The organism is Hymenobacter miniatus (assembly GCF_016427455.1).
Taxonomy (GTDB): domain Bacteria; phylum Bacteroidota; class Bacteroidia; order Cytophagales; family Hymenobacteraceae; genus Hymenobacter; species Hymenobacter armeniacus.
Genome location: NZ_JAELXR010000009.1, coordinates 274,235 through 289,333, shown reverse-complemented (window position 1 = coordinate 289,333; position 15,099 = coordinate 274,235). Strand labels below are relative to the sequence as shown.

Here is a 15,099-nt window from a genome sequence, read left to right as displayed (position 1 = left end):
GGCGGGTGTCGGCCACGAGCAGGCGGTTGTTGGCCGCGTCGAGCACCAGCGGCCCCGCCGTCTGCACAAAATTGTCCTTGAGGAGCACGTCCCCCGTGCCAGACGCCGCCACGCTACGCAACTGGTCGGTGGTGCTCGTGGGCGCGCCGTCGCTTAGCGTGTAGTACACTTGGGCGTGGCCCTGAAGCGGCAGCAGCACCAGTAGCCAGACGCAAAGGCTGCCCAGCAAGGTCAGCCTTTGGAAAAGAGTGCATAAAGATGTTTTCATCTGAAATTGGGAAAGGAAAAAATAAGGATTAAAGAACAGCGAATGCCTTCGTGCACAGTGAAAAGTTAGGCAGAAATCCCAACAACCAAAGCGGAATGGTTAAATAAATTCACAATAAATAACAACGCGGTACCACTCCGTTCCCCATCAATAGAAAACAGCGTGATACCGCGTTGTTACTACACCAAGCGCTTAGCTACGAGGCGGGTACAAGCCATTGAGGCAGATGATGTAGTTCATGCCCAGATAGGGCTGCATCAGGCTAACCGGCTGACTGTTGCCGGCCATGCCAATGGCGCTGGGGCTGGCGGGAACCAGGTTGGTGGCCGCCCCATAGGTATTCACGGTCACGGGAGATTCGTCGCTTCCCGCGCCATTGTCAACGGCCAGCACGTTGTTGGCGGGGTTGTTGGTAGTGGCGCTGCCGCTCGAAACCTGCATCTGGTGATTGTGGGCGGGCAGGTTGCCCGTCGTCAGCGTCACCGAAGCGGTGCCGGCTACTTCTCCTGGCACTACCGGCGGCAGGCCGGCGCCATTGCCGGCGCCCACGGGCACGCGGCCCATCAGGTTGGGCAGGGCAAACGTCGTCCGCCCGTCGCCGCCGTAGGTGGTGCCCAGAATGGAGAAGAGCGCCGAGTTCTGGGCGATGGACATCAACTGCCCATTGCAGAACGCCCAGTTCTGGGGCGCAAAGTTGCCCGCAAACAGTTTCACGATACCGATGTACTCATCCATAACAGAAAAAAAGGAAAAGGGTAAAAAGAGCCCCGGCACCCTGCCAGAGCCAGAAAGAAGTGTGTTGCAGTTGGGCTACTCGGGCCGGCTGTCCCTGCGCTCGCCTAACCGGGGCATGAGGCATGGCAGCGGCCGGTACCCGGCTCCAACCGCTTGGCCAACGCCTTGCGCAGGGGCGGACGCAGTCGGTGGTTGGCCGGCAGGCCAACGACGTAGCTGCCAACGGTTTCAGGCTAGGCAAACAAGCTGCGGCGTGCGCAACACCCTGTTTGTGCCAGCAAAGGAAAGGGCCTAACCCGGTCGTTTATAGCGTAGAAATACGTGGTTTCGGAAACCGCGTATTTCTACTAGTGCCTAGCGGAGCCGGGCAATGCCGGCACCGGCCCGCTACACCTCCAGCATGCCGTGTTTGGCGGCGAATACCACGAGGCCTGCCACGTTGCGGGTGCCGGTTTTTTCCAGCAGCCGCTGCCAGTGGCCTTCCACCGTGCGCTTGCTGATGAACAGGTGCCGGGCAATTTCGGCGGCGGTGTGGCCTTCGCAGATGAGACGCAGCACTTCCTCCTCGCGGGGCGTGAAGTGGTCGGGCTCCAGCAGCTTGGCCGGCTGTTGGCGGGTGGGCTGCTGCACGCCCCGCATCAGCGCCCGCGAGATGCGGGGCGTGAAGTGGTAGCCGGTGGTGAGCACCTCTTCCAGGGCCCGGATGAGCTCTTCGGGGCCGGCGTCTTTGGGCAGGTAGCTGCGGGCGCCCAGCTTCATCATCTGGGTGATGAATTTATCGGCCGAATGCATGGAGAGCACCACAATTTTCAGCTCGGGAAACTTGCTCAGCAGCTCCTGGGCCACGGCCGGGCCGTCCATGTGCGGCATTTGCAAATCGAGCAGCAGCACGTCGGGCAGGCGCAGCTCGAAGGAAGCCAGCAGTTCGGGCAGGGTAGAAGCTTCGGTTACGGCCTCCACGTAGGGCAGGGCCTGAAGGATGTAGCGCAGCCCCTGCCGAAACAGGGGGTGGTCGTCGAGAAGAGCAATGTGGACGGGGTGGGTAGGAGCCATGCCAATGGGGTAGCCAAGGTGGGGCAAAGGGTAATGGAGGACGAATGTAACGACTAAATAATCAGCATATTCAGCTGGGTTGTTCTGGCGTTTGCAACTCGATGCGGAAGCAGGTGCCCCCGGCGGCAGGCACCTGTTGGTGCAGGCGGGCGCCCAGCATTTGCACCCGCACGTCGATGTTGCGCAGGCCCGCCCCGGCCACCACGGACGGTACTGGACTGCCGCCGGCCGGGGCGGGCAGGCCGCAGCCGTCGTCTTCCACCGTCAGCACCAGCCGCTCGCCCCGCTGCTGCAGCGCCACGTCGAGGCGGGTGGCGCCCTTGGCGTGTTTCTGGGCGTTGTGCACCAGCTCCTGGCAAATGCGGTACAGGGCCAGCTCCTGGCGCAGGGCCAGGGGGCGCGGGTAGTGCAGCGCAAGGCCGATGCGCAGCGTGCCGGTTTCGTTGGCCACGTCCACGAGGTGTTGCAGGGCCTCGGCCAGGCCGAAGCGGGCCAGCACGGCGGGGTAGAGGCTGTGCGAAATGCTGCGGGCGTCCTGCACGGCGGTGGCCATGAGCTCTTCCACGAGGGTGAGCAGGTCGGGCGCATTGGCGGGGCCGGGCTGGCTGCCGAGGCGGTTCACGAGCAGCTTGGCCGTGGCCAGCGTGGAGCCGATGCCGTCGTGCAGGTCTTGGCCGATGCGCTCCCGCTCGCCCTCCTGGGCCTCGATGACGGCGGCCAGCAGGGCTTGCTGGTGCAGGGCTTCGGCGGTGCGCAGGCGCAATTGCTGCTGCAGCAGGCGCTTTTGGTAGGTTACCAGAAACAGCAGCAGGCACCCCGCCGCCACCAGCATCATGGCGATGCCCCAAAACAGCAGGGAGCCGAAAGCTACTTCTTCGGGGGAAGCCATAGGGCCAGGCTGTAGCAGCAGTAGAGCGTGATGAACAGCAGCGAGTGCACCATCCACACGTTCATGTTCAGGCCGTGGGAGTAGCGCAGCAAGAAGTTGCTGAAAAGCGCAATTTGCAAATACCCCAGGCAATAAATCGTGAGCCCGGCCGACACCCAGAACATGGGTTCACGCTTGAGCTGCTGCACGTGAAGCTCGTGCAGCAGCTTGCGGAAATACAGCCCCACCAGCCCCAGCACCAGCACGCTTTGCAGCACCTGCTGCCCCGGCCGAAACTTCCATAGCCCGTCGGCCACGTGCAAACTGTCGAAGAGCACATAGGCCGCAAAGCCGCCCACCAGCCAGGGCAGGCCGCGCGTGAACGCCGCGGAGGCCAGGGTTTTGTCGTAGACCACGGCCAACAGCCAGAACTCGCCAATGGCGCACAGCGGCATCAGAAAGAGGTTGTTTTGGTGGTAGAGCATCATCACCAGGCCCACCAGCTCCAGCGGCAGGATGAACCACATGAGCGCCGTCAGGTAGCGCAGGTTGAGCGGCAGGTAGCGGAAGCGCACCAGCCCCACAAACGCCGCCACCACCACGGGCACGGGCGAAACCCGAAGTATTATCTGTTGCAGGGAAAGGTGCAGCAAGTCTGCCATCAGGACAAGGATGCTTCGATTAGCGAGTGGCCCGACGTTAGTCTACGGGCGGGCAGGGCGTCGACAGGTCGAAGAAGACGTCGTCAGCGGCCTGCAGCTGGCCGGCGGCGCCCTGCGTGGGGTCGAAGCGGCGCACCATCAGGCCGAAGGTTTGCGTGGGCTGGTCGTCGGGGGTGGTGTAGCCGTGCAGGCCCAGCCATACCCTCACCTGCTGCTTGTCGTAGGGCTGGCCATTGGTGAAGAGCGGCGTGAGGAAATCCTTCAGGTCGAAGTTGTAGCCCTTCAGCACGCCGTAACTGGTGGTGAACATGGCCGACGTGAGGGGCGCGGCCTCGGCCCAGGCGGCTTGCCAACGGCCCGCCAGGCCGCCGGGCAGGGGCTCGCCTACCGTGGGCGGCACGGCCTGGCCGGCGTCGGGCAGGTAATAGGCCGTGAGCTGGCGGTCGTCCTTATCGGCGGCAAACAGCACCAGCGAGAAGCGGTACTGCCCGGTGCTGGCGTCGGGCATCAGCACGAAGCGCGCCTTGATGTGCTGCACACCCACGGCCGACACCAGCTCGGCCACGCGCTGGATGGAAAAATACACGTACGTGAGCCGGCCGCTGTCGCCGTTGGCGAAGTAGCTCGTCACCTCGGGATTACTCACGTCGCTGATTTTGCTGTGCCACACAGCGGCGTATTCGTCAAACAGGGCGGGGGCCAGCGTGCCTTCGGCGGTAGTACTTTTTTGCATGTGAGCAGTGGGGTGAGAAAGTGAATAAGTGAGTGCGGCAACGCCGCGACTTGCCAGCGTGCGACGCTTTTCTGTCCGAAGGCGCTGCCGTAACGGTTTGGCGGAGCAAAGAAACAGCGTACTCCGCCGAGAATAACCCGTAGAAGTACGCTGATTAAAAACCACGTATTTCTACGTGGTACCCCGGCCTGCTCCAGGCCTGGCTACGCAAGGTTGAATGAGGCAACGCCGGGAATGCGGGCCTCCTGCACTGCTTGGGCTGGCGGCGCCTACCCCAACTCCACCATGGCTTTGATGACGCCAGTGGCGGGGTCGAGCCACTGCCCAAACTCGGTTTTCACTTCCTCAAACCGCACGCGGTGCGTGATGTAGGTGGTGGGCTGCACCAGGCCCTGCTTCATGGAATGAATGACGTGCTCGAAATCGGCGCGGGTGGCGTTGCGGCTGCTCATGAGCGTGGCTTCGCGCTTGTGAAATTCGGGGTGCGAAAAGCTGATGTCGCCCTTCTGCAGGCCCACCAGCACGAAGCGCCCGCCGTGCGCCAGGTACGAAAACGCGCCCAGAATGGCCTTCTGGCTGCCCGTGGCATCAATCACCACGGTGGGCATGTCGCCGTGGGTGATTTCGGTCAGCTGCGCCGCCACGTCGGGGGCCAGCGCGTTGAGGGTGTGGGCCACGCCCAGCTTTTCCTGGCAAAAGGCCAGGCGCTGCGCGTTGATGTCGAGGGCAATGACCCGGGCCCCGGCAATGCGCGCAAACTCCATCACGCCCAGCCCAATAGGGCCGGCGCCCACCACCAGTACAAACTCGCCGGGCTCGACGGCGGCCCGCCGCACGCCGTGGGCGCCAATGGCCAGCGGCTCCACCAGGGCCAGCTCGTCGTAGCTCAGGCCTTCGCCGTGCACCAGCTTGTCGGCGGGCACGGCCACCACGTCGGTCATGCCGCCGTCGGTGTGCACGCCAAACACCCGGATGCTGGCGCAGCAGTTGGGCAAGCCGCGGCGGCAGGCAATGCAGTGCCCGCAGTTGAAATAAGGAATAAAGGTGACGGCTTCGCCCACGGCAAAGCCTTCGGCGCCGCCGGCGTCGAGCAGCTCGCCGGCCAACTCGTGGCCCAGCACGCGCGGGTAGCTAAAAAAGGGCTGCGTGCCCTGAAATGCGTGCAAATCGGTGCCGCAAATGCCGATGCGGCGAATGCGTATCAGAGCCTGGCCGGGCTGGGCGGTGGGGGAGGGCCGCTGCTGGTAGGCAAACCGACCCGGCTCAAGGCAAACGAGGGTGTTCATGGGGGAGGAGGTGAAATGGTGGGGCGGTGAAGGGGGCACCTGTCATCCTGAGCGCAGCGAAGGACCTTCTTACGTTTGAGCAAATGGCCCTGACGTGAGAAGGTCCTTCGCGGCGCTCAGGATGACAGATGCTCTCGGCGGCTAGGCATTGGCCAGGGCGCGGTCGAGGTGCACGTAGCCGCCGTCGACGTGCAGAATCTGGCCGGTGGTGTGGCTGCTGCGCGGGGAGAGCAGAAAGGCCGTGGTGTTGGCCAGCTCTTCGGCGGTGGTCATGCGGTTGCCCAAGGGGATTTTGCTGGTGATTTCGCGCAGCTTCTCCTCGGGGTTGGGCAGGGTCTGAATCCAGGTTTCGTAGGCGGGCGTCCAGCATTCGGCCACCATCACGGCGTTTACCCGGATGCCGTATTTGAGCAGCTCCACGGCCCACTCGCGGGTGAGGGCGTTGCGGCCGCCGTTGGCCGCGGCGTAGGCCGAGGTGTGGCCCTGGCCGGTTTCGGCGGTTTTGGAGGTGATGTTGACGATGGCGCCCCGCGACTTTTTCAGCTCGGGCAGCGCGTGGTGGGCCATGAGGTAGTAGTGCACCACGTTGCGGTGCAGGCTCTGCATGAAGGCGGCGTAGTCGCCGGTTTCCAGGCCCACGCCGTCGTTCACGCCGGCGTTGTTCACCAGCCCGTCGATGCGGCCATACTGCGCGACGACGGCCTGCACGGCGCGGGCGCACTCCTCCGGCTCGGCCAGCTCGGCCGCCACCTGCCCCGCTTGCCCGCCCGCGGCCTCGATAGCCGCCACGGTTTGCTGGTTGTCGGCCGCGTTGCGGCCCACAATGACCGGAATGGCGCCCTCGGCCGCCAGCACGCGCGAGATGCCTTCGCCAATGCCCTTGGCCCCGCCCGTGACGATGATGACCTTGTTCTGCAGCTGCAAATCCATGTTTTCAGGTAATAGGTAACAGTGAGCAGTTATCAATTAATGGGTCAGTTGGTAGAAAGCGGCGGCGTTGTCGCCCCAAAACTGCGCCTGCTCGGCAGCCGAAAACGGTTGCATGTACGCTTCCAGAATGCCCAGGGCGCGGGCGTAGCCGCCGGCCACGTTGCACACCGGCCAGTCAGACCCGTACATCACCCGGCTGGGCCCAAAGGCGTCAAACACCACGTCCAGATAAGGCCGAAAATCCCGCGGCTGCCAGCCCTGCCAGTTGGCTTCCGTCACCATGCCCGATACTTTGCAACTCACGTTTCCGTGCGCGGCCACGGCCCGGATGTCGCGGGCCCACTCCTCAATGAGCTGGTCTTTGATGCGCGGCTTGGCCAAATGGTCGACCACGAACGGCTGATTGGGAAATGCCGCGGCCAGCTCGGCCGCAAAGCCGAGTTGGTCGGGGAAAATCAGCACGTCGTAGGTGAAGCCATGCGCCGCCAGTGCCCCAATGCCGCGCCGGAAGCTCGGCTTCAGCATCAGCGCGCGGTCGGCCTCGCCCTGCAGCACGTGGCGGAAGCCCTTCAGCTTCGCAAACTGGCTGTAGTATGCCAGTCGCTCGGCAACATTCGGCGCCTGCAAATCGACCCAGCCCACCACGCCTTTGATGAAATGATGTGCAGCCGCGTTGGCCAGCTGAAACTCGTTTTCGGCTTCGGTTTGGTCCGACTGCACCACCACGCAGCCATCGAAGCCGTGCCGTTGCAAAACGGGCGCTAAGTCGGCCGGCAGAAAGTCGCGCTGAATAACGGCCATGTCGTCGCCTATCCAGGCGTCGCGCACGGGGTCGAATTGCCAGAAGTGCTGGTGGGCGTCAATTCTGGCCATACGCTTTCACGGTTTGGCGCGAGGTGCCCAGGCCGGTTATGCCCAGCTCCACCACGTCGCCGGGCTTGAGGTAGACGGGCGGTTTCATGCCCAGGCCCACACCGGCCGGCGTGCCTGTCGAGATGATGTCGCCGGGCAGCAGGGTCATGAACTGGCTGAGGTAGGAAATCAGGAAGGGAATCTTGAAAATGAGGTTGGCGGTGGTGCCGTCCTGCATCACCTGCCCGTTCACGCTCAGCCAGAGGCGCAGGTTGTCGATGTCGCCGATTTCGTCGGGCGTGGCCAGGAAGGGGCCCACCGGCGCGAAGGTGTCGCAGCCCTTGCCCTTGTCCCAGGTGCCGCTGCGCTCCAGCTGAAACTCCCGCTCACTCACGTCGTTGTGCAGGGCGTAGCCGGCAATGTACTCGTGGGCGTCGGCCTCGTCCACGTAGGAAGCTTTTTTGCCAATCACCACGGCCAGTTCCACTTCCCAGTCGGTTTTGACCGAGTTTTTAGGAATTATGAGGTCGTCGTTCGGGCCCACGTAAGCGGTGGTCGACTTCATGAACAGGACCGGTTCGGGCGGGGGCGTGGCGCCAGTTTCGCGGGCGTGGTCGGCGTAGTTCAGGCCGATGCACAGGATTTTGGACGGCCGCGCCACGGGCGGGCCCAGCCGCTCATTGGCCCCGATTTGCGGCAGCTTTCCTTCGTTTTCTTTCAGGAATTGCGCCAGGCGCGCGAGGCCGTCGGTGGCGAAAAACGCTTCGTTGTAGTCTTCGCCAAAAGCCGAGGCGTCGTAGTGCTGGTCGTGGAGGATGACGCCGGGTTTTTCCTGGCCGGGCTGGCCGTAGCGGATGAGTTTCATAGGGTATGTGGGTTTACGTGCTGGCGGGCGCCTCACCCCCCGGCCCCCTCTCCGAAAGGAGAGGGGGAGCCGAGGTGGCGCGGTAAAGATGCTGCGGGGCCCGTGACGCGACGTTCCTGTAGTGTCCTGTTGCGCGGAGATGGGCGCCGGCGGATTGGGACCGGGCTAGGTATTCAGCTTGATGAAGCCGCCGTCGAGCGGGTAGTCGCAGCCGGTCACGAAGCCGGCCTCGTCCGAGGCCAGGTACAGGGCCAGGGCAGCCACTTCGTCGGGCTGGCCCATGCGGCCGATGGGTTGGCTCTTTGAGAGCTTCTCGAAGATTTCGGCTTCTTTGCCGGCGTAGTTTTTGGCAATGAAGCCGTCGACAAACGGCGTGTGCACCCGCGCCGGCGAGATGCTGTTGCAGCGGATGTTGCTGCCCAGGTAGTCGCGCGCCACCGAAAGCGTCATGGCGAAGATGGCGCCCTTGCTCATGGAGTAGGCCAGGCGGTCGGTGAGGCCCACGTGCGCGGCAATGGAGGCCATGTTCACGATAGCGCCACCGCCCTGCGCCTTCATCAGCGGCACGGCGGCGAAGAGGCAGTTGTAGGCGCCCTTCACGTTCACCTGGTACACGCGGTCGAAGTCGGCTTCGGAGGTGGTTTCCACGGTGCCCACGTGGGCAATGCCCGCGTTGTTCACCAGCACATCAACCCGGCCAATGGCCTGAAACGTGGCCACCACGGCGGCCTGCTGGCTCACGTCGGCGGCGTGCACGGCGGCCGTGCCGCCGGCTTGCCGGATTTCAGCCACCACGTCCCGGCCGGCCTCGGCGTTCAACTCAATGATGTGCACGGCGGCGCCCTGGCGGGCAAACAACAACGCAATGGCCCGGCCAATGCCGCTGCCGCCGCCGGTGATGACGGCCGTTTTTCCGGATAAACTAAACATGCAGGAAAGGAGATTGAAGCAGGAAAGCGGGCAGAACAGCCTGCCCCCTACAAATACAACGCGCCGCCACTCCAGAAGAATGGCGGCGCGTTGGCCCCGGGCCAGGCTAGCCGGCCGGCCGGCAGTTTCAGTTGCTTAGCGCAGCGGGTCGAACGCCCCACCCCAGACGCCGTTGTTCTGCTGCACTTTGGGGTTGTTGTCGATGGCTTGCTGCGGGATGGCAAAGAAGTAGTACTCCGGCTTGTAGGCGATGTTGTACTTCGTGTCGACCTGCTTGGTGGCAATGGTGAAGTAGTTGGTGTAGATGTTGTCCAAGCCGCCGGGGGCCGCGGCAAGGGCGTCGCGGGTCGTGGCGAAGTCGCTCGGGGCCGTGGCCGTCAGCGTGATGGTCAGGCCCAGGCGGCGCTTGCCGTTTAGCGTGCTTTCGAGCTTGCGCCAGCGGCGCAGGTCCCAGAAGCGCTTGCCTTCGAAGGCGAACTCAATCTGGCGCTCATACAGGATGGCATCGAACATCTGGGCGCGGCTCATGCCGGTGGTCAGGCCGTAGTTGCCGTCGGTGCCGGCCTCGATGCCCGCGCGCTTGCGGATGGCTTTCAGCTGGTCGAAGGCCGTGGTCAGGTCGTTGATGCCGCAGGCGGCTTCGGCCAGGTTCAGCAGCACTTCGGCGTAGCGAATCTCCATCCAGTCGGTGCCCACGTACACCGCCGAGCTCACGTCCACGGTGGGGTTGATGGCCTTGCGGGTGTAGAAGCTGGTGGTGCTGGCTTTGGTTTCCACCGAAGCCGTGCCCTTGTAATAGGTCCAGAGGCGGTAGGAGGTGTTGCCGTTGAGGGGCCACACGCAGCCGTTGTAAGCAATGGTTTTGTCGAAGCGCGGGTCGCGGTTTTTGTAAAACAGCTGCTGGCTGTACACGTAGCGCGTCGACTGGCCGGGGCGCTTGCCGTCGAGCATGGGGTAGGCCTGCACCATGTCCCAGGTGGGCTGGTTCGAGCCGCCGCCGGTGCCCGTATACGAGGGACGGGTGCCGTTGTCGTAGGTATTGTTTTTCTTGGTCTGGTCGCCGCTCGAGGTGTTGAAGCCGGTAATCATCACCGCCTCGGGGTTGTTCACTTCCTGGAACCACATCTGGTCGTAGGAAGCGTGCAGGGCGTAGCCGTTGGCCGAGAGCGTGTTTTTGGCGGCCAGGCTGGCGTCGTAGGCGGCCTGCCAGCGGGCCACGTCGTCGCCGGGGTTGAACTGCGGGCTGGCGGCGTAGAGCAGCGCGCGGCCTTTGAAGGCCAACGCGGCGCCCTTTGTGATGTGCCCCCAGTCGGCCGAAGCGGGCCACTTGCCCGGCAGCGCGCGGGCCGCCGAGTCCAGGTCGGCCGCGATGGCGGCGTAGGTTTCGGTGGTGGTGTTGCGGGGCAGGTAGGTGAGGTCGCGGGCTTCCGAGCCCACGCCGTTGAGCGGGCTCATCACCAGGGGCACGCCGCCGTAGAGGCGCACGAGGTCGAAGTAGCGCCAGGCCCGGAAAAACTGCGCTTGCGCAATCAGGCGGTTTTTGGTGCCCGCGGGCAAGCTGCCGGCCCGCACGTCCCGGATGAACATGTTGATGGTCCGGATTTTCCCGTAGTTGTTGCCCTTGTCCAGGGTGGTGCCGAAGTCCGTCACGTCGTTCGGCTGCACGGTGCCCTGCAGGTAGGCGTTGTCGGCAAACGACTCGTCGGACAGGCCGGTGGGGTTGACCGTGCTGAAGCCAACGCCGCCCATGCCAAACCACAGCGGCAGGTTCTGGTCGTAGATGTAGTTCAGGCTCAAGTTGGCCAGCGTCGAGTCGTTGTAAATCAGGTCGCCGGGGGTGGCGCCCAGGTTTATCTTGTCCAGGGCCTTCTCGCAGCTGCCCAGGGCCAGGGCGGCGCCGGTGGCCAGGGTCAGCGCGGAGTATTTCAGAAACGATTTCATGATACCGGAGGGGTGGGAATTAGAGGCCAATGTTCAAACCAAACGACAGCGACCGCAGGGTGGGGTAGGCGTCGTACGCCCCCGAGTACACTTTGTAGCTGTAGGGGTTGTAGAAGTTGAAGGGGTTGATGGCCGTGAAGTACATGCGCACCGACGACATGCCCAGGCGGCCGGTCAGGTTGGTGGGCAGGGTGTACGACACGTTGGCGTTGCGCATGCCGGCCGACAGCGAGCTGCGGAACCAGAACGACGAAGCCAAATCGTAGGAAGCCGCGTAGTACGGCGCCGGGTAAGCGGCGTTGGTGTTGTCGGGCGTCCAGTGGTCGACCCAGAACTCGGGGCGGTTCGACGTGGCCGTGCCCACCTTGCGAGCTGCCGATTCTACCACGGCCTGGCCGCCCCACGAAATGCCCATGGTGGCCGAGATGGTGAGCGACTTGTAGCTGATGGTGGGGTTGAAGCCGATGCCGTAGTGGTTGTCCTTTTTAGGCGTCAGGAAGGTCTGGTCCACGTCGGTGATTTTGCCGTCGGGGGCGGTGTAGTTGCCGTTGGCGTCCTTGGGGCCGCGGATGTCTTCGTAGTACAGCATGCCCGGCTTCAGCGGCAGGCCCTGCACGGTGTAGCCGGGGTGGGCGCTCAGGTAGGCGTCCACGTCTTGCTGCGTGCGCATCATGCCCAAGTACTTGTAGCCCACCACGCCCTGGTCGGTCGATTGGCCCGTCGGGTCGTCCCACTGGCCGAGCTGGCCCCTGGGCACGTCTACCAGAATCTGCTTGTTGTCGCTATAGCTGAAGAAGGTGTTGAGGCGGAACGATAGGTCCTGCGTGATTTTGTCGCCGTAGCCCACCGAGATTTCGTAGCCGAAGCCGTCGACCGACGAGTAGTTCTCCGACGGCAGCGACGCGCCAATCAGCAGCGGGGCCGAGCCCGTGAGGGACGTCAGCATGTTGTAGCGGTGGTCGTAGAAGTAGTCGAAGCCCAGCGAGAGGCGGCCGCTCAGGAACTGGGCGTCGAGGCCGGCGTTGTACTTGGTGTCGTCGTCCCAGCGGGCGGCGCGGTTGGCCAGCGCGTTGTTGGCGGCGAAAATGAGCGGACGGTCGGTGTTGCCGCCAAACACGGCGCCCTTGCCCGTTTGCAGGGCGTAGTTGGTTTGCCAGTTGTAGGGCTTGGTGGCGTCGGAGCCCAGGAAGCCCAGCGAGCCGCGCAGCTTCAGGAAGTTCACAAACGACACGTTGTTCTTGAAGAACGACTCTTCCGACACCACCCAGCCGGCCGAGAACGACGGGAACAAGCCCCAGCGGTACTCCGGCGCGAAGTTGGTGGAGGCGTCGTAGCGCAGCGTGGTTTCGAGCAGGTACTTGCCGGCGTAGTCGTAGTTGAAGCGGCCGGCGTACGACAGCGTCCCCGATTCCGATTCGGTTTCGGTGGTCGTCTGGGTGCCGGTGGCGTAGTTCTGGTTGGGCAGGCCGCCGATGATGACGCCCTCGGCCATGGCCGCCACCCCGTCGGTGCGGGTTTCCGACTGCTCGAAGAAGGCAATGGCCGACACGTGGTGCTGGCCAAACTGCCGGTCGTACGACAGGTAGCCGTTCAGCTGGTAGCTGTCGAAGTAGGTGGGGTTCAGGCGCACCCGGTCGCCGTTGTTCAGGCTCACCACCTTGCTCACGTCGCCGCCGTAAATGTGCTTGTTGGTGCCCAGCATCGTGAACTGGTACACGTTGTACTTCGTGCCGTACTGCTTGCCAAAGGAGTTGTCCATGGTCTTGCTGTACAGCACCCGCGCCTTCAGGCCCTTCAGGAACGGCAGCTCGTAGTCGATGTTGGCCGTCACGTTCAGGCCCGTGTTGCGGGTGGCCGTGAAGTTGTCCGACTTCTGCACCTCAAAGAAGTTGAAGGCGTCGATGGTGTTGGTGTTGCTGCTCGTCGAGAGCAGCGTGGGCAGGCCGTTCACGTAGATGGGCGCGAACTGCGGCGTGTAGAGCAAGCTCTTCATGTCGTTTTCCACGTTCTCGCCCCCCTGCTTGAGGTAGTACATGCGCTTGTTCGACAAGTCGCCGCTCACCGACAAGCCGGCCTTCAGGCCGCGGGCCACCTTCACGTCGGTGCTGGCGCGGTAGGTCCACTTGTTGGAGTTGATGTTGTCGAAGTTGGCGTTCTGGTAGTTGTAAGACAGGCCCGCGAAGTAGGTCACCCGGTCCGAGCCGCCGCTCATGTTCAGGGCGTGGCGCGTCACGATGGCGGGTTGCCAGGCCGTTTTCAGCCAGTTGGTGTTGTTGTTTTGGAAGTGCTGCAGCTCGTCGGGCGTGTACATCGACGCGTCGGTGGGCGACTTGCCGGCCGCCGTGTTGAGGTCGTTGAGGTATACGGCCTGCTGGTAGCCGTTCATCATCTTGGGCAGCATGATGGCGTCGGCGGCGCCCACCGAGCCGCTGTAGCTGAACTTGGGCGCGCCAATCTGGCCGCGCCGCGTGGTGAGCAGCACCACGCCCTGGCCGCCGCGGGCGCCGTAAATGGCCGCCGCCGCGTCTTTCAGAATGGAAATCGACTCAACTTCCGACTGGTCGAGCACGTTGAAGTCGTCCTCGGTGCGCACCACGCCGTCAATCACAAACAAGGGCCGCAGCGTGCCGCCGTCCTTCGACAGAATGATGGGGTTGCGAATGGTGATGGCGCCGGCGTCGCCGGGGCGGCCCGTGCCGCCGCTCACGCCCACGCCGGGCAGCTGCCCCTGCAGCGCCGTGGACAGGCTGCCCACGGGCAGGTCCTGAATTTTCTGCATATCCACCGTGGCCACGGCCCCGGTCATGGTGGCCCGGTTTTGAGTGCCGTAGCCCACCACCACCGCTTCGTCCAGGGCGGTATTGTCGTCTTCGAGGCTCACTTCGAGCGAGGTGCGGCCGTTCACCGCAATTTCCTGGCTCTTGAAGCCGATGAAGCTGAAAATCAGCGTCTCGTTGCCGGTGGGCAGGTTGAAGTGGAAGGTGCCGTCCGGGCCCGAGCTGGTGCCGGTTTTGGTGCCCTTGATGAGCACCGTCACGCCCGGCAGCGGGTTGCCCTTCGAGTCCTTCACCAGGCCGGTGAAGCCCACGGTGATGCCTTTGGACGATTTGGTCTTGGCCGGGGGGCCAGCCACGGCGGCCTGGGCGGGGTCGGTGCCCAGCAAGGCCCCGCCCACGAGCAGCGCGCAGGCCAGTCGGGTGGGTGCCCCCGCAGGCAGGGGCAAATGGGCTCGTAACGATTGGGACATAACAGTTTGGTGGGTTAAACTGAGAAAAAGGTGAGAAAGCTTATTGAGCGCCGCCGGCGGCCTTGCGGGCCGCGATGCGGGCCTGCCAGTCCTTGCCGGCCTGGTTCATGTCGATGCCGGCGGCCGAGAGGTAGTTGTTGATGCGGCCCTTGTACTTGCCAAACCAGGCGTGTTTCTGCTCCGAGGTGCCGCCGTCCATGGCGTGCTCGCGGGCTTCGGTGAGCCAGGCCAGCATCTGGGCTTTTTGCTCGGCCGTGAGGTTGGGCAGCATGTCGTTGTAGGCCGTCATCGTGATGGGCAGCACGCCGTAAGTCATGCCGTCCTTCACCTGCTCCACCTGGGCCGGGGTGAGGCGGCGGCTGAGTTTTTTGAGGTACTGCGGGTGCAGCTTGGCCAGGGCGGCTTCGGTGTCGGCGTCTACTTTGGCCAGCTCGGCCTTGGTGGCGTCGGTGGCGGGCTGGGCCTTGAGGGCGGCCTTGCGGGTTTTCTGCTGCTTGTAGATGTCGTTGAGCTGGCGGTACTGGTCGGCAATGAGGTCGCGCACCTGCACCGAATCCTTGGCCTTCAGGCCGTCAATTTTGGCCACTATTTTGGCTGCCCGCTCCGTGATGGTCCGCGTGTAGGCGGCCTCTTTCGATTCGGCGGGCGCCGGCGCTTGGGCCGATGCTTGCACGAGGGCGGTTGCAGCAAAGAGACCTGTTAAAAACAGGGCCCGCATTGAATTATTCA

The 15,099-nt window shown here is 63.9% G+C and carries 14 protein-coding genes; all 14 read right to left on the bottom strand.

Going from position 1 to position 15,099, the window contains the following annotated elements:
• Nucleotides 1-199 (bottom strand): hypothetical protein (locus tag JAO73_RS15725; protein ID WP_198978093.1); only part of this gene is annotated, 199 nt, incomplete at its 3' end.
• A 261-nt stretch (nt 200-460) separates the two neighbouring features.
• Nucleotides 461-1,003, bottom strand: a complete 543-nt coding sequence (locus tag JAO73_RS15720) for a phage tail protein (RefSeq protein WP_198978092.1) — start codon at nt 1,001-1,003, stop codon at nt 461-463.
• Between the two features lie 387 nt (nt 1,004-1,390).
• Complete coding sequence (locus JAO73_RS15715) at nt 1,391-2,056, bottom strand: response regulator transcription factor (RefSeq protein WP_198978091.1); 666 nt, start codon at nt 2,054-2,056, stop codon at nt 1,391-1,393.
• Between the two features lie 70 nt (nt 2,057-2,126).
• A complete protein-coding gene (locus JAO73_RS15710) occupies nt 2,127-2,945 on the bottom strand; it encodes a sensor histidine kinase (RefSeq protein ID WP_198978090.1) in 819 nt (272 codons plus the stop codon).
• Nucleotides 2,924-3,586, bottom strand: coding sequence for a hypothetical protein (locus JAO73_RS15705; RefSeq protein WP_198978089.1), 663 nt, complete (start codon nt 3,584-3,586; stop codon nt 2,924-2,926). Before JAO73_RS15705 ends, JAO73_RS15710 begins: the two co-directional genes overlap by 22 nt.
• A 37-nt stretch (nt 3,587-3,623) precedes the next feature.
• Nucleotides 3,624-4,319 (bottom strand): hypothetical protein, encoded by a 696-nt coding sequence (locus JAO73_RS15700; RefSeq protein ID WP_198978088.1) that lies wholly within the window; start codon nt 4,317-4,319, stop codon nt 3,624-3,626.
• Between the two features lie 269 nt (nt 4,320-4,588).
• Nucleotides 4,589-5,605 (bottom strand): zinc-binding alcohol dehydrogenase family protein, encoded by a 1,017-nt coding sequence (locus tag JAO73_RS15695; RefSeq protein WP_198978087.1) that lies wholly within the window; start codon nt 5,603-5,605, stop codon nt 4,589-4,591.
• Nucleotides 5,606-5,746: 141 nt separating this feature from the next.
• A complete protein-coding gene (locus JAO73_RS15690) occupies nt 5,747-6,535 on the bottom strand; it encodes an L-fucose dehydrogenase (protein WP_198978086.1) in 789 nt (262 codons plus the stop codon).
• Between the two features lie 36 nt (nt 6,536-6,571).
• Nucleotides 6,572-7,408, bottom strand: coding sequence for an amidohydrolase family protein (locus JAO73_RS15685; RefSeq protein ID WP_198978085.1), 837 nt, complete (start codon nt 7,406-7,408; stop codon nt 6,572-6,574).
• The gene (locus JAO73_RS15680; RefSeq protein WP_198978084.1) at nt 7,395-8,252 is read right to left on the bottom strand and encodes a fumarylacetoacetate hydrolase family protein; all 858 of its coding nucleotides are present in this window, start codon (nt 8,250-8,252) and stop codon (nt 7,395-7,397) included. Before JAO73_RS15680 ends, JAO73_RS15685 begins: the two co-directional genes overlap by 14 nt.
• Nucleotides 8,253-8,417: 165 nt before the next feature.
• Nucleotides 8,418-9,182 carry an SDR family NAD(P)-dependent oxidoreductase gene (locus JAO73_RS15675; protein WP_198978083.1) on the bottom strand — a complete coding sequence of 255 codons (765 nt, stop codon included), beginning with the start codon at nt 9,180-9,182 and terminating at the stop codon, nt 8,418-8,420.
• Between the two features lie 135 nt (nt 9,183-9,317).
• On the bottom strand, nt 9,318-11,123 hold the full coding sequence (locus tag JAO73_RS15670; protein ID WP_198978082.1) for a RagB/SusD family nutrient uptake outer membrane protein: 1,806 nt from the start codon (nt 11,121-11,123) through the stop codon (nt 9,318-9,320).
• A gap of 19 nt (nt 11,124-11,142) precedes the next feature.
• Nucleotides 11,143-14,370: a SusC/RagA family TonB-linked outer membrane protein gene (locus JAO73_RS15665; RefSeq protein WP_198978081.1), complete on the bottom strand. Its 3,228-nt coding sequence runs from the start codon at nt 14,368-14,370 to the stop codon at nt 11,143-11,145.
• Nucleotides 14,371-14,410: 40 nt separating this feature from the next.
• Nucleotides 14,411-15,043, bottom strand: a complete 633-nt coding sequence (locus JAO73_RS15660) for a DUF3826 domain-containing protein (RefSeq protein WP_198978080.1) — start codon at nt 15,041-15,043, stop codon at nt 14,411-14,413.
• Nucleotides 15,044-15,099 lie beyond the last annotated feature (56 nt).